The sequence below is a fragment of the Pseudomonas sp. FBCC-B35 genome (assembly GCF_059133755.1).
This window is the reverse complement of sequence record NZ_CP101439.1, coordinates 4,431,470-4,445,656: the sequence shown is the minus strand read 5'-3', so window position 1 is coordinate 4,445,656 and position 14,187 is coordinate 4,431,470. Positions and strand designations below refer to the sequence as shown.

Genomic DNA, 14,187 nt, shown 5'->3' with positions numbered 1-14,187 from the left:
TCAGTACCACGGATGCTGGGGCTGCTTCATAGCCCTTTCGCAGCACCAGGCCGCTCCCGCAGGGGCCCGCGCTGGCCTTCGGGGTGGCGCAAGAATCTAGCTGTTGTGGGAGCTTCCCATGTTGAACACCCTTCTACCCATCCTGCTGTTCGCCGCGCTCGGGCTTGCCGTGCTCGGTGCGCTGCGCCGTGTGAACATGTGGCGCCGAGGCCGACCCTCCAAGGTGGACCTGATCGGCGGTCTGCTGGCCATGCCGCGCCGCTACCTGGTGGACCTGCACCACGTGGTCGAGCGCGACAAGTACATGTCCAATACCCACGTGGCCACCGCTGGCGGCTTCGTGCTGTCGGCGCTGCTGGCGATCCTGGTGCATGGTTTCGGCCTGCAGAGCAAGATCCTGGGCTACGCCTTGCTGCTGGCCACGGTGATCATGTTCACCGGCGCCATCTTCGTCTTCAAGCGCCGCCTGAACCCGCCTTCGCGCCTGTCCAAGGGCCCTTGGATGCGCCTGCCCAAGAGCCTGCTGGTATTTGCTGCCAGCTTCTTCATCGCCACCTTGCCCGTGGCCGGTATTCTGCCGGCCAACACGGGCGGCTGGGTGATGGTCGGGATTCTGGGCCTGGGCGTGCTGTGGGGCGTGTCGGAGCTTTTCTTCGGCATGACCTGGGGCGGGCCCATGAAGCACGCCTTCGCCGGTGCCCTGCACCTGGCCTGGCACCGGCGCGCCGAGCGTTTCGGTGGCGGGCGCTCCACTGGCCTCAAGCCGCTGGACCTGGAAGACCCCCGTGCGCCGCTTGGCGTTGAAAAGCCAGTGGACTTCACCTGGAACCAACTGCTGGGCTTTGACGCCTGCGTGCAGTGCGGCAAGTGCGAGGCCATGTGCCCGGCCTTTGCCGCCGGGCAGCCGTTGAACCCGAAAAAACTCATTCAGGACATAGTCATCGGCCTGGCGGGCGGCACCGATGCCAAGTTCGCTGGCAGCCCCTATCCTGGCAAGCCGTTGGGTGAGCACGGCGGCCACCCCCACCAGCCTATCGTCAATGGGCTGGTCGATGCCGAGACACTGTGGTCCTGCACCACCTGCCGCGCGTGTGTAGAAGAGTGCCCGATGATGATCGAGCATGTCGATGCCATCGTCGACATGCGCCGTCACCTGACGCTTGAAAAAGGCGCCACCCCGAACAAGGGCGCCGAGGTGCTGGACAACCTGATCGCCACCGACAACCCGGGCGGTTTCGCCCCGGGCGGGCGCATGAACTGGGCGGCTGACCTCAACCTCAAACTGCTGGCGGACGTCAAACGTACCGACGTGCTGTTCTGGGTGGGTGATGGCGCCTTCGACATGCGCAACCAGCGCACCCTGCGCGCGTTCGTCAAGGTGCTCAAGGCCTCTGGCGTCGATTTCGCCGTGCTTGGCCTGGAGGAGCGCGACAGTGGTGACGTGGCGCGCCGTCTGGGTGATGAAGCCACGTTCCAGCAATTGGCCAAGCGCAACATTCAGACCCTGGCCAAATACACGTTCCAACGCATCGTTACCTGCGACCCGCACAGCTTCCATGTGCTCAAGAATGAATACGGTGCGCTGGGTGGCAACTACCAGGTGCAGCACCACAGCACCTACATTGCCGAGCTGATCGGTGCCAACAAGCTCAACCTGGGGCAGCACAAGGGCGGCAGCGTCACCTACCACGACCCGTGCTACCTGGGCCGCTACAACGGCGAGTACGAGGCGCCTCGCGAGGTGCTTCGCGCACTGGGCATCGAAGTTCGCGAAATGGAGCGCTCGGGCTTTCGCTCACGCTGCTGTGGCGGTGGCGGCGGTGCGCCGATCACCGACATCCCGGGCAAACAGCGTATTCCCGACATGCGCATGGACGACATCCGCACCACCGAAGCCGAAGTGGTCGCCGTGGGCTGCCCGCAGTGCACGGCCATGCTCGAAGGGGTGGTAGAGCCACGGCCGCTGATCAAGGATTTGGCCGAACTGGTGGCCGATGTGCTGATCGAGGAAGAGGCCCAGCCAGCGGCTGCCAAACCTGCGAAATCCAAACGTGAACCTGCGGAGGTGCATTGATGAGCGACATCATCCGCCGCGACCCTCGCGCCGAGTGGATCGCCCGTAACCGTCTGCATCCGCTGCATGCGGCCATGCAGACGCAACAAACCAGCTGGATGGGGCCCAACGGCCTCATGCGCAAGAACCCCCACGCCAGTGCGGCTGGCTTCATCGGCCCCAACGGCCTCAAGCGTATCGATCGCTCGGGGGCCCAGCAGGGCACCAGCGGTGGCGCACGGCGTAGCGCTGCGGCCGAAGTGCAGTTGCCGCTGCACCAGGTGGCAGAGCCTGCGTTCTACATTGCCGTGGTACCGGACATGATAGGCGGGCGCCTGGGTAGCCACGACCGCGACCTGCTGGGCCTGGCCCATGGGTTGGCGGGCAGCGACGGCGCGGTACTGGCCATCGTGTTCGGCGAGCACAAGGAAACCAACTTTGCCGCCGCAGGCGTGGACCGCTTGCTGGTCATCGAAGGCGAGGCGTACCAAGGGTATGCACCGGAGCAGTTGGTGCAGGGCCTGCGCGCTGTCGATAACCAGTTCGCCCCGCGTCACTGGCTGCTGCCAGACAGCCGTTCCGGCGGTGGCGAGCTCGGCCGACGCCTCGGTGCTGCGCTGGGTGAGCGACCGGCAACGCGTGTCTGGCAGGTCAAGGACGGCCAGTGCATCGGCCGCGCCGGTGCGGGGCAGCAAGACATGCAACGCGTGCTGCCACGCCTGATCCTGGCTGCGGCCGAATGTGCAGAGCCTGTGAGCGAAACCCGTCACGAGGCCTTGCCGGTCGAGCTGTCCGGCAGTGTGGCGCGCAGTATCTCGCGCATCGAGGACCTGGGCTCTGTGGCCGTCGACCCGGCCAAGATCGCCATGGCCGAAGCCGAGTTCATTGTATCCGGTGGCAACGGTGTCAAGGACTGGGCCCTGTTTCACAAGGCGACCACCGCATTGGGCGCGACCCAAGGTGCATCGCGGGTGGCGGTGGACGATGGCCACATGCCGCGTGATCGTCAAGTCGGCGCTACGGGGACGTGGGTAACGGCTCGTGTGTACATGGCGGTAGGTATCTCTGGCGCTATCCAGCACCTGCAGGGCATCGGTGCCTGCGACAAGGTGGTGGCGATCAACATGGACCCCGGTTGCGACATGATCAAACGCGCCGACCTGTCGGTGATTGGCGACAGCGCGGCGATTCTTCAGGCACTGATCGACGCTGTGGAGCAGTTCCGCAACGGCGCCCAGCGTGACGCGGCATAAGGGCACGAGCATGAGTACGAAAGTCATCAGCCTGGTTTCGATCGGTGCGCACCCAAGCTCCGGTCGCGCGCGGCGCGCCGAGCAGGACTCACGGGCGGTCGAGTTGGGTCTGCAACTGGCCGGCGAGGACCTGCAAGTCGTGCATGCAGGGGATCCCCGTGAGGAGGCTTTGCGCGGTTACCTGGGCATGGGCCTGGAACACCTTGATGTGCTCGAGCAACCCGCCGGCGCCGATGTGCTGGGGGTGCTGGGCGATTACCTGCGCGGTGCCGGTGCGCAACTGGTGCTTACCGGCAGCCAGGCCGAGACGGGGGAGGGGTCGGGCATGCTGCCGTTCCTGCTCGCTGAAAAACTGGGCTGGCCGCTGGTGGTGGGGCTGGCCGAGGTGGAATCCATCGAGAACGGTACTGCCCAAGTGTTGCAGGCGTTACCGCGCGGTCAGCGCCGGCGTTTGAAGGTACGCCTGCCCATGGTGGCGACGGTGGATAACGCCGCGCCCAAGCCGCGTCAAAGTGCCTTCGGACCAGCGCGCCGTGGTGTGCTGGCGGCGCAGGACGTACAGGTGGTGGACGATGAACTGCTGGGCGAAGAGGCCCTGCAACCGGCCCGCCCACGGCCCAAACGGCTGAAGGTTATCAAGGCCAAAAGCGGCGCCGACCGCATGAAGGCCGCCACGGCCAAGGCCAGCGGGGGCGGGGGCAAAGTGTTGAAGGACGTCACGCCGCAGGAAGGTGCCGAGGCCATTGTGAAACTATTGGTGGAGGAAGGCGTACTGCGCTGATGGGCATGCCTGGCGACTGAACCCGCCAGGCATCCCGCGCAGCGGCTGGCATCGGCTGTGCCGGTGATCGCGGGCAAGCCCGCTTCCACCGGGGAGCACAGCGGGTGACGCGCGCCGTGCAAGACCTGTCATTTTTGCCAGTACCCCAGCGCTGCATGCGCGTCTATCCTGCACGCATGCCACGCGAGTTCGGGGAATCATGCCGACCTTTCTCTACAGCGCCAACCGACGACATCCCGTATCAGACACCGGGCGCCAAGGTCATCGGGCTTATTCGCCCTATGGCACTGGGAACGAACTCTCGGAGCCAAGCCTTGCCTTTTGTGGAGAGTTGCGCGATCCGCTGACGTTCAGCTACCCGCTGGGGAATGGACACCGGCACTACAAGCCATCGCTCATGCGCTTCCATTCACCCGACATATTGAGCCCATTCGGTAACGGCGGCTTGAATGCCTATGCCTACTGCGTGGGTGATCCAGTCAACCACAGCGACCCTACTGGGCAAAAGCCAGAGGAATATGTGCTGCCAGTCCTGAGCATCTTCACCAACCTCATGGGCGTCTTTATCAGCGGCCTACGTTTCAGGTCTTTCCATAAACGGATCAATTCGGCTTCCCAAACTGCCGTGGAAGCTCTTCAACCGCTGATACCCAAGCCAAAGCGGGCTGAGTGGGTGTTATCGAGTATCAGTGCCCTATCGGGTACGGCGGGGTTGACCATTGGGGTGACCAGAGCGGTCGACCCGGACAGCAAATGGCAAACCTGGGCGCTTGCAGCGCTGACGATAGTGTCGCTGGGCACCTCTACCTATGAAGCATGGAAGCTGGCTCAAGCGAAACCGTGGCGACTAAACGTGCCCGAACTCGTTAACCTGCCGTTGGCCGAGCGATCGGTGAGTGCCCCTGACAGGGCTTCAGGGAGACGCAGGCACTCTGCAGACCCTGGCTCCTCGGAAAGGATGCGGACTCAGGCTGCAACTATAAGATCTACTTAATGCCGGCTTGAAGAAAGGATAGCGACAGTTGCCGCTATCCCGGCTTCTAGCCAGTTACTGCGCCTGCACTTCCTTCAGATACGGCGCAGGCTCCGCCCCCAGGTTGTTCAGCAAGCGCCCGCTGTACCAGTCGATGAAGTTCACCACCCCAAACTCATACGTCTTGGAGTAAGGACCAGGCTGGTACGCCGTGGAGTTGATGCCACGTTGGTTCTCTTCGGCCAGGCGGCGGTCCTGGTCGTTGGTGGCGTCCCATACCTTGCGCATGTTTTCTGGGTTGTAGTCCACGCCTTCGACGGCATCCTTGTGCACCAGCCACTTGGTGGTGACCATGGTTTCCTGGGCACTGATCGGCCACACGGTGAACACGATCATGTGATCGCCCATGCAGTGGTTCCAGGAGTGCGGCAGGTGCAGGATGCGCATCGAGCCCAGGTCCGGGTTCTTGATGCGGCCCATCAACTTCTTGCAGGCCTGCTTGCCATCCATGGTCATCGAAACCGTGCCCTTGAGCAGCGGCATGCGTACGATACGGTTACGCAGGCCATGGCTCTTGTGCAGGTACGGGATCTTCTCGGCCTCCCAGGCGGCAGCAGAGGCGGCCACGTGGTCCTTGAATTCCTGGCTGGCGCGCGGGTCGTTGGTGTCGTCCCACTCCAGCAGGGTCTGCAACAGTTCCGGGTGCGAGCCATTGCAGTGGTAGCACTCGCGGTTGTTCTCCAGCACCAGCTTCCAGTTGGCCTTTTCCATCAAGGTGGTCTGCACCGCCACCTTGGCGTTTTCCATGTCGTACGGTTCCATGTAGTGGTCCAGGGTGGCCAGGAACTCGTCGATGGCTGGCGGGTTTTCCGCCAGGCTGATGAAGATGTAACCGCCAGCGACCTTCACGTTCACAGGCTTCAGGCCGTACTGGTTCATGTCGAAGTCAGCGCCCATCTCGGTGCCGGCGAACAGCAGGCGGCCGTCCAGCTCGTAGGTCCACTGGTGGTAAGGGCACACCAGCTTGGCCACCTTGCCTTTTTCGCTGACGCACAGGCGCGAGCCGCGGTGACGGCAGACGTTGTGAAACGCATGCACCTTGCCCTCGGTGCCGCGCACGACAATGATCGGGTTCTTGCCGATCTGCAGCGTGAGGTAATTGCCTTTCGCCGGGATCTCGCAGGTCATGCCAGCGATCAGCCACTCCTTGTGGAAAATCTCCTGCATGTCGATCTGGAACAGACGCTCGTCGGTGTAGAAAGGCTGGGGCAGCGAGTAGGTGCGCTCGCGGTTTTGCAGCATCTCGGCGGTCGCCTTGCGTGCAGGTTCAAGTGGATCGCCCAGGCTCAGGGTTGCGGTGACGTCCATCGTGTATTCCTCGGGGCCGTGCGCGGCCGGCAAAAGGTGGCTAATCGTTGTTGTGGTGCCGCAAGGCTGTTAACCATGAACAGCGTGTTGTTTTGCGGTGGAGTGTGCGTGCGAAGGCGGCGTGAACCGTATCCATGGGCGACATGGCCGATTTGAATTACGACGCCGCAACCCTTGTCGTGCGGGGCTGGTCGCGATAAGTACGCCGATGTCGCTGGCAGGAATGTTCAAGGTCGCAAGCTTGAGCATCATCCGAGCCATAAAAAGGCCAACTGTCGGCTGCTGGAGATGAACATGTCCGAAACCTACCTCAATCCGGTCACTACCCAGACCTGGGCCAACGGCCGCCACATCGTGCGCTGCGTCAAGGTCATCCAGGAGACCTGGGACGTGCGCACCTTCTGCTTCATGGCAGACCAGCCGATCATGTTCTTCTTCAAGCCTGGGCAATTCGTGACCCTGGAGCTGGAAATCGAAGGCAAGCCGGTCATGCGTTCCTACACCATATCCAGCTCGCCTTCGGTGCCCTACAGCTTCTCCATCACAGTCAAGCGCGTACCCGGCGGGCTGGTGTCCAACTTCCTGCATGACACCATGCACGAAGGTGCCGAGCTGCCGGTGCACGGACCTGTGGGGCTGTTCAACGCCATCGACTTCCCCGGCGCCAAGGTGCTGTACCTGTCTGGCGGCGTGGGCATCACACCGGTCATGTCGATGGCCCGCTGGTTCTATGACACCAACGCCAATGTCGACATGGTGTTCGTACACAGCGCCCGTTCACCCAAGGACATCATCTACCATCGCGAACTGGAGCAGATGGCGTCCCGCGTGCCCAATTTCGGCCTGCACATCATCTGCGAGAAGCATGGCCTGGGCGAACCCTGGGCGGGCTACCGTGGCTACCTGAACCAGCGGCTGATGGAGCTGATTGCGCCGGACTACATGGAACGCGTGGTGTTCTGCTGCGGCCCGACCCCCTATATGACGGCGGTCAAGCGCATGCTCGAAGCGGTCGGCTTCGACATGAACAATTACCACGAGGAGTCGTTCGGGGCGACGCCAGCCGAAGCCAAGGCCGATGCAGTGGAACATGCCGAAGCGGCCGCCGATGCGCCGGAAGTGGACGCAGCCGACCTCAACCTGGTCGAGTTCATCGGCAGCGACAAAAGCATTCGCATCGCGCCGGGCGAAACCGTGCACGCAGCGGCGGCGAAAGTCGGGCTGATGATCCCCAAAGCCTGCGGCATGGGGATCTGCGGTACCTGCAAGGTGTTGAAGCTGGGCGGCGAAGTGGAGATGGAACACAACGGCGGCATCACCGAGGAAGACGAGGCCGAAGGCTACATCCTGTCATGTTGCAGCGTACCGAAAGGGGATGTGCGCATCGATTATTGAATCCAGGGCACAGCTTGGATCTGTCGGGGGCTGCGGTGCAGCCCCACGTCTTTGACTGACCGATGGTTGACTCAGGTCGGAACAAGAGGGGGGTTACCCTGTCAATGTGCGGGGCACAACCCTTGTGAATCCGATATTTAATGGCGATGGGCAACGGTTTTCTTTATCGTGTGCGCCCCTCGCAACAACCTGAGATAGACCCATGCTTGAAGCTTCCCTGAATCAACTCGAGCAACTGGTCAGCGACCTGATGCAAAAGAACGCTCAACTCACCGAGCAAAACAACGTCCTCGGCCAGCAACTGGCCCAGGCAAACGAAGAGAACGAAACCCTGCAGCTGTCGTTGATGGAGCAGGAAGAAAAGAACGGCGCCACCGCCGCCCGTATCCAGGCGTTGGTCGATCGTGCCAGCGCGGGTGTCGTCAACGCATGAGCCTGCAAGCGCAGCCGGTCAATGTCGTGTCGATCCTGGGCAACGACTATTCGATCAAGGCGCCCGAAGGCCAGGAAGAGACCTTGGCCCACGCGGTGCGTATGTTGAACACTGCCCTGGCCGAGACCAAGCGTTCGTATCCGACCCTGATCGGCGACAAGCTGCTGGTACTGGCAGCCTTGAACCTGTGCTCAAAGCAGGTCGAACTGCAGAAGGAACATCAGCGGACCCTTGCCCGGACCCAGGCACAGATCGACGCCACGGTGGATGCGATCGTTCGGACCATCGCCGAGCAGTGACAGGCCGTTGGCCAAGCTACGTGGGAGCGGCTAACCCCGCCCCCACGCTTCACGTTTTCTCAAGTCATTGAATGACTGAAGGTGTAGGTGGTCCTGCTTGCAAAGCAATGGCTTCACTGGCAACCACACCAAGCGCCCTGCTTTCGCTCAGTCCGGAGCAGGAGGCGGCATCTGGATTATCAAGTCTTAAGACTCAGCACGTCGAACAGGTCGTAATGAACTTCCTGGACAGTCCAACCCGAATCAGACTTGGTGTACTGTGTTTCCACACGTTTTTTTTCGTACACCTCGCCTGAACTCACCAGGCCTTCACGCACGGTGAAAAGTATATCGGGATCGAGTACTTCCACCCGCTCTGCGATGTCACTGTTATAGATGACGTGAACGGTAAGGTTCCCCGGGGTGTCGCGGGTCCACACCTTCTCCGTGACGACCTGGCCATTGATCCGGTCGCCAACCTTGATGCACTTGGCAACATCAGCTTCGCTGAGCACTGCCTGATTTTTTTCGTTCATCGCGTTTCTCCATGTCACAAGAGTGGTTACCCGGCCAGGTGTAAGCAGCCTATCGTCCTGTCCGGCAGAGAGAAACTGGCAGAAGTATCAGGTGCCAGCGATGGCCTGGATGTCTGCCGCCAGCTCACGCACACGTTCTTGCTCGGTGTCCCAGGAACACATGAGCCGCGCATCGCCGCTGCCGATGAAGGTGTAGAAGCGCCAGCCTTTGCCGGATGACGCGTTCACTTCACCAGCGGCCCACGGCCGCTGGTGCAGCAGTCACCTAGCGCCGCGTGCTCAATCGGGGTTTACAACGCCCTGCACTTTGCCCGGGCCCAGGAGCATCAACGGTTTCGAGTCGTCTCTAATGAGTTCCCCCTCCGATAAGCGACCAACGATCAGGCTCACGTAACCACTGCCCTTTGCCCAGGCCCAGGAGCATCAACGGTTTCGAGTCGTCTCTAATGAGTTCCCTCTCCGATAAGCGACCAACGATCAGGCTCACGTAACCACTGCCCTCGAACGCCATGAAATCGCCGGGTACACCGAGCGGGCCAGCACTGGTATCGACTGGGTATTCCAGGTGCCGGTCACCGCCAAGGTTCACGATGAACTTACGCGTGCCGTCTGCCAGGTGATACAGCGTCCTGTGATGAACCGTCTCCCACGTGCTTGGCAGCATGATCACCGTACCTTTGGGTGCGTACAGGGCCGCCTGGTGTTTCTCGCCGAGCACGAGAGCATCCGTGGGGCATGGCAACGTTTTAAGAGCAGTGGCTTTAGGGTTGTTGGTTACGAGCTTTTGCTCGATATGGTGGTAGCTACCATCGACAATGACTATATCGAGTGGGCCGCTCCAGTCTATGGCTTGCTGGCGGGTAACTTGCGCGGTGTAGAACTGGGTCGAGCCATCGTCGACGTTTTGCGCTTGCACACTAAGAACCGCAGTGTCCGATGCTTCATCCAACTCGATGTAGCGTACCCAGACGCGGTGATTCAAGGCAGGTTCCGGAAAAATGCTGCCGAAGCTAGCTTGCAACAGTTTTTCCGGATCCACTGGTACAGAGCTGTATGGGCGATCAGGTGCGTTCAGAGATTTCATGGCGGATACTCTTAGGACTAGAGGGCCCAAGGTACTCAGGCGGTGCACCACGCCCAACTGGCAAATCTGCTAGTCGCAGTCGATCTTAGGCTGCCACGATTCGGCGTATGGCCGATGCCAGGGCCTCGACCCGTGCCGTTTCGGTATCCCAGGAGCACATGAAGCGAGCGCCGCCATTGCCGATGAACGTGTAGAAGCGCCATCCTTCATCCCTCAACGCAGTCAGTGCAGGCTCGGGAAGTTGCAGAAACACGCCATTGGCCTCTACTGGGAACATCGCCTCGACGCCAGGCAGATCCTGCACCAGCGAGGCCAGCAGCTGCGCACAATGGTTGGCGTGCTGCGCATGCCGCAACCACGCGCCGTCTTCCAGCAAACCGACCCAAGGTGCCGACAGGAAGCGCATCTTCGAAGCCAATTGCCCAGCCTGCTTGCAGCGGTAATCGAAGTCTTCGGCCAGCTCGCGGTTGAAGAACAGAATCGCCTCGCCCACGGCCATGCCGTTCTTGGTGCCGCCAAAACACAGCACATCCACTCCCGCTTTCCAGGTCAGCTCGGCAGGCGAGCAGCCCAGGAAGGCACAGGCATTGGAAAAGCGTGCGCCATCCATGTGCAGGTGCAGGTTCAGCTCCCGGCAGGTCTCGCTGATCGCCTTGAGTTCGTCGGGACGGTAAACAGTGCCGACTTCAGTGGCCTGCGTGAGCGTGACCACCCGCGGTTTCGGGTAGTGGATGTCCAGCCGCTTGAGCGCCACTTCACGGATGCTGTCGGGCGTGAGCTTGCCGCCGACGCTGCGTGCCGTCAGCAGCTTGGACCCGTTGGAAAAGAACTCCGGCGCGCCGCACTCGTCGGTTTCGACATGCGCGGTCTCGGAGCAGATCACGCTGTGGTAACTCTGGCACAGCGAGGCCAGGGCCAGGGAGTTGGCGGCGGTGCCGTTAAAGGCGAAGAACACTTCGCAGTCGGTTTCGAACAAGGCCCGAAAGTATTCCGAGGCGCGCGAAGTCCATTGATCGTCGCCGTAGGCGCGGTCGTGGCCGTGGTTGGCTTTTTCCATCGCAGACCAGGCCTCCGGGCAGATGCCGGAATAGTTGTCGCTGGCGAATTGTTGGCTCTTATCTGTCATGACACTGTCCTGTGAACGACGCAGAACAGCACTCTAAACCATCGATTCAGCGGTTGACTATACAACCCGGATACCCGTGCGTTTTCAGGTCGTGTGTTCAAGGAATCCTCGACATTCGAATGTGGCCAACCTCGCCGAAGCGCCACACGGGTGAGCGTTGCCCTTTGAGCAGACGGGGGCTTGGCTCGGCTGGTTTTCAGGCCTGTGCCTCCCACCGGGCGCCGTACGTGTGGCCAGTGTGATCCGGACGCTGACCAATGTCGTAAACGCGCCATTGCAAGGCGTGCGCAGGCATCTGGCACACCCCGGCCAGCCCTACCATCGCCACAAAGGGTCAGAGTGAACCCTCCGAACAAAAAATGATCGCTGCCGGGAGATACAAGATGTTCAGCAAGCAAGACCAGATCCAGGGTTATGACGATGCACTGCTGGCGGCGATGAGTGCCGAAGAGCAGCGTCAGGAAGACCACATCGAGCTGATCGCCTCGGAGAACTATACGTCCAAGCGCGTGATGCAGGCCCAAGGCAGCGGCCTGACCAACAAATACGCCGAAGGCTACCCAGGCAAGCGCTACTACGGTGGCTGCGAGCACGTCGACAAGGTCGAAGCGCTGGCCATCGAGCGCGCCAAGCAGCTGTTCGGTGCCGACTATGCCAACGTTCAGCCGCACTCCGGCTCCTCGGCCAACAGCGCGGTGTACCTGGCGCTGCTGCAGCCTGGCGACACCATCCTGGGCATGAGCCTGGCCCATGGCGGCCACCTGACCCACGGCGCCAAGGTGTCGTCCTCGGGCAAGCTGTACAACGCCGTGCAGTACGGCATCGACACCGATACCGGCCTGATCGATTACGACGAAGTCGAGCGACTGGCGGTCGAGCACAAGCCTAGAATGATCGTCGCGGGCTTCTCGGCCTACTCCAAGACCCTGGACTTCCCGCGTTTCCGCGCCATCGCCGACAAGGTCGGGGCGCTGTTGTTCGTGGACATGGCCCACGTGGCCGGCTTGGTCGCTGCGGGCCTTTACCCGAACCCAATCCCGTTCGCGGACGTGGTGACCACCACCACCCACAAGACCCTGCGCGGCCCGCGTGGCGGCCTGATCCTGGCCAAGTCGAACGAAGAGATCGAGAAGAAACTCAACGCTGCCGTCTTCCCGGGCGCCCAAGGCGGCCCGCTGATGCACGTGATCGCCGGCAAGGCGGTGTGCTTCAAGGAAGCGCTTGAGCCTGAGTTCAAGAGCTACCAGAAGCAGGTCATCGAAAACGCCCAGGCCATGGCCCAGGTGTTCATCGATCGCGGTTATGACGTGGTCTCCGGTGGCACCGACAACCACTTGTTCCTGGTCAGCCTGATTCGCCAGGGCCTGACGGGCAAAGATGCCGACGCTGCCCTGGGCCGTGCGCACATCACCGTCAACAAGAACGCCGTCCCCAACGACCCGCAATCGCCCTTCGTGACCTCGGGCCTGCGCATCGGCACCCCGGCGGTGACCACCCGCGGCTTCAAGGTCGCCCAATGCGTGGCCCTGGCCGGCTGGATCTGTGACGTACTCGACAACCTCGGTGACGCTGACGTCGAAGCCGATGTGGCCAGCAATGTCGCGGCGCTGTGCGCAGATTTCCCTGTTTACCGCTGAGTGGAGTCCCACACCATGCAACGTTACTCGGGCTTCGGCCTTCTCAAGCACTCCCTCAGCCACCACGAGAACTGGCAGCGCATGTGGCGTACGCCGACACCGAAGAAGGTGTACGACGTGGTCATCGTCGGCGGTGGTGGCCACGGCCTGGCCACGGCCTACTACCTGGCCAAGGAACACGGCATCACCAATGTCGCGGTGATCGAGAAAGGTTACCTGGGCGGCGGCAACACCGCCCGTAACACCACCATCGTGCGCTCCAACTACCTGTGGGACGAGTCGGCCCACCTGTATGAGCACGCCATGAAGCTGTGGGAGGGCCTGTCCCAGGACCTCAACTACAACGTCATGTTCTCCCAGCGCGGCGTGTACAACCTGTGCCACACCCTGCAGGACATGCGTGACTCCGAACGCCGGGTCAGCGCCAACCGCCTCAATGGGGTCGATGGCGAACTGCTCAATACCGCCCAGGTCGCGGCCGAGATTCCGTACCTGGACTGCTCCAAGAACACCCGTTACCCGATCCTGGGTGCCACCGTGCAGCGCCGTGGCGGCGTCGCCCGCCACGACGCCGTGGCCTGGGGCTACGCCCGTGCCGCCGACGCCCTGGGCGTGGACTTGATCCAGCAGACCGAAGTGACGGGTTTCCGCAAGGAAAACGGCGCGGTCATCGGCGTGGAAACCAACAAGGGCTTCATCGGCGCCAAGCGCGTGGGCGTGGTCACGGCAGGTAATTCCGGTCATATGGCCAAGCTGGCCGGCTTCCGCCTGCCGCTCGAATCGCACCCATTGCAGGCACTGGTTTCCGAACCGATCAAGCCCATCATCGACAGCGTCATCATGTCCAACGCCGTGCACGGCTACATCAGCCAGTCGGACAAGGGCGACCTGGTGATCGGTGCGGGTATCGACAGCTGGGTCGGCTACGGCCAGCGTGGTTCTTACCCAGTGATCGAGCACACCTTGCAGGCCATCGTCGAGATGTTCCCCAACCTCTCGCGTGTGCGCATGAACCGCCAATGGGGCGGCATCGTCGACACCTCGCCGGACGCCTGCCCGATCATCACCAAGACCCCGGTCAAGAACATGTTCTTCAACTGCGGTTGGGGTACTGGCGGCTTCAAGGCGACCCCAGGTTCGGGCAACGTCTTCGCCGCGAGCCTGGCCAAGGGCGAGATGCACCCCCTGGCCGCGCCGTTCTCCATGGACCGCTTCTACAACGGCGCCCTGATCGACGAACACGGCGCTGCCGCCGTCGCCCACTAACCGG

Annotated in this window: 13 protein-coding genes and 1 pseudogene; 9 read left to right on the top strand and 5 right to left on the bottom strand. The window is 62.0% G+C overall.

Annotated features, from left to right (window positions below; translation table 11 throughout):
• Positions 1–118 precede the first annotated feature (118 nt).
• The 4 genes from dgcB to NMB38_RS20240 all read left to right on the top strand — a co-directional run bounded on the left by dgcB (position 119) and on the right by NMB38_RS20240 (position 5,081).
• Positions 119–2,074: a dimethylglycine demethylation protein DgcB gene (gene dgcB / locus NMB38_RS20255; RefSeq protein WP_494354857.1), complete on the top strand. Its 1,956-nt coding sequence runs from the start codon at positions 119–121 to the stop codon at positions 2,072–2,074.
• Complete coding sequence (etfA, locus tag NMB38_RS20250) at positions 2,074–3,306, top strand: electron transfer flavoprotein subunit alpha (RefSeq protein ID WP_027913557.1); 1,233 nt, start codon at positions 2,074–2,076, stop codon at positions 3,304–3,306. The genes dgcB and etfA overlap by 1 nt, the downstream gene beginning before the upstream one ends.
• Positions 3,307–3,316: 10 nt before the next feature.
• Positions 3,317–4,087, top strand: coding sequence for an electron transfer flavoprotein subunit beta (gene etfB / locus NMB38_RS20245; protein WP_027913558.1), 771 nt, complete (start codon positions 3,317–3,319; stop codon positions 4,085–4,087).
• Positions 4,088–4,286: 199 nt separating this feature from the next.
• The gene (locus NMB38_RS20240) at positions 4,287–5,081 is read left to right on the top strand and encodes an RHS repeat-associated core domain-containing protein (RefSeq protein WP_104926589.1); all 795 of its coding nucleotides are present in this window, start codon (positions 4,287–4,289) and stop codon (positions 5,079–5,081) included.
• A 54-nt stretch (positions 5,082–5,135) separates the two neighbouring features.
• Here the strand turns inward: NMB38_RS20240 and gbca are convergent, their stop codons facing one another.
• Positions 5,136–6,428, bottom strand: coding sequence for a glycine betaine monooxygenase oxygenase subunit (gbca, locus tag NMB38_RS20235; RefSeq protein WP_028686661.1), 1,293 nt, complete (start codon positions 6,426–6,428; stop codon positions 5,136–5,138).
• A gap of 294 nt (positions 6,429–6,722) precedes the next feature.
• Here gbca and gbcB point away from each other — a divergent pair, with 294 nt between their 5' ends.
• From gbcB to NMB38_RS20220, 3 genes are all read left to right on the top strand, one after another.
• Positions 6,723–7,823 carry a glycine betaine monooxygenase reductase subunit gene (gene gbcB / locus NMB38_RS20230; protein WP_027913560.1) on the top strand — a complete coding sequence of 367 codons (1,101 nt, stop codon included), beginning with the start codon at positions 6,723–6,725 and terminating at the stop codon, positions 7,821–7,823.
• Positions 7,824–8,025: 202 nt separating this feature from the next.
• Positions 8,026–8,256, top strand: a complete 231-nt coding sequence (locus NMB38_RS20225) for a hypothetical protein (RefSeq protein WP_027913561.1) — start codon at positions 8,026–8,028, stop codon at positions 8,254–8,256.
• The gene (locus NMB38_RS20220) at positions 8,253–8,555 is read left to right on the top strand and encodes a cell division protein ZapA (RefSeq protein WP_027913562.1); all 303 of its coding nucleotides are present in this window, start codon (positions 8,253–8,255) and stop codon (positions 8,553–8,555) included. The genes NMB38_RS20225 and NMB38_RS20220 overlap by 4 nt, the downstream gene beginning before the upstream one ends.
• A 179-nt stretch (positions 8,556–8,734) precedes the next feature.
• Here NMB38_RS20220 and NMB38_RS20215 read toward each other — a convergent pair whose 3' ends face one another.
• The 4 genes and pseudogenes from NMB38_RS20215 to NMB38_RS20200 all read right to left on the bottom strand — a co-directional run bounded on the left by NMB38_RS20215 (position 8,735) and on the right by NMB38_RS20200 (position 11,280).
• On the bottom strand, positions 8,735–9,070 hold the full coding sequence (locus NMB38_RS20215) for a hypothetical protein (protein ID WP_027913563.1): 336 nt from the start codon (positions 9,068–9,070) through the stop codon (positions 8,735–8,737).
• Positions 9,071–9,157: 87 nt separating this feature from the next.
• Positions 9,158–9,298, bottom strand: a pseudogene (locus NMB38_RS20210) (threonine aldolase); the annotation flags it as partial.
• Between the two features lie 118 nt (positions 9,299–9,416).
• Complete coding sequence (locus tag NMB38_RS20205) at positions 9,417–10,154, bottom strand: hypothetical protein (protein ID WP_125921859.1); 738 nt, start codon at positions 10,152–10,154, stop codon at positions 9,417–9,419.
• Between the two features lie 85 nt (positions 10,155–10,239).
• Positions 10,240–11,280, bottom strand: a complete 1,041-nt coding sequence (locus NMB38_RS20200; RefSeq protein ID WP_027913565.1) for a threonine aldolase family protein — start codon at positions 11,278–11,280, stop codon at positions 10,240–10,242.
• Positions 11,281–11,663: 383 nt separating this feature from the next.
• Between NMB38_RS20200 and NMB38_RS20195 the strand changes: the two genes are divergently transcribed.
• Both NMB38_RS20195 and NMB38_RS20190 read left to right on the top strand, forming a co-directional pair.
• The gene (locus tag NMB38_RS20195) at positions 11,664–12,917 is read left to right on the top strand and encodes a serine hydroxymethyltransferase (RefSeq protein WP_023532571.1); all 1,254 of its coding nucleotides are present in this window, start codon (positions 11,664–11,666) and stop codon (positions 12,915–12,917) included.
• 15 nt (positions 12,918–12,932) lie between these two features.
• The gene (locus NMB38_RS20190; protein ID WP_023532460.1) at positions 12,933–14,183 is read left to right on the top strand and encodes a sarcosine oxidase subunit beta family protein; all 1,251 of its coding nucleotides are present in this window, start codon (positions 12,933–12,935) and stop codon (positions 14,181–14,183) included.
• The last annotated feature ends 4 nt before the right edge of the window (positions 14,184–14,187 follow it).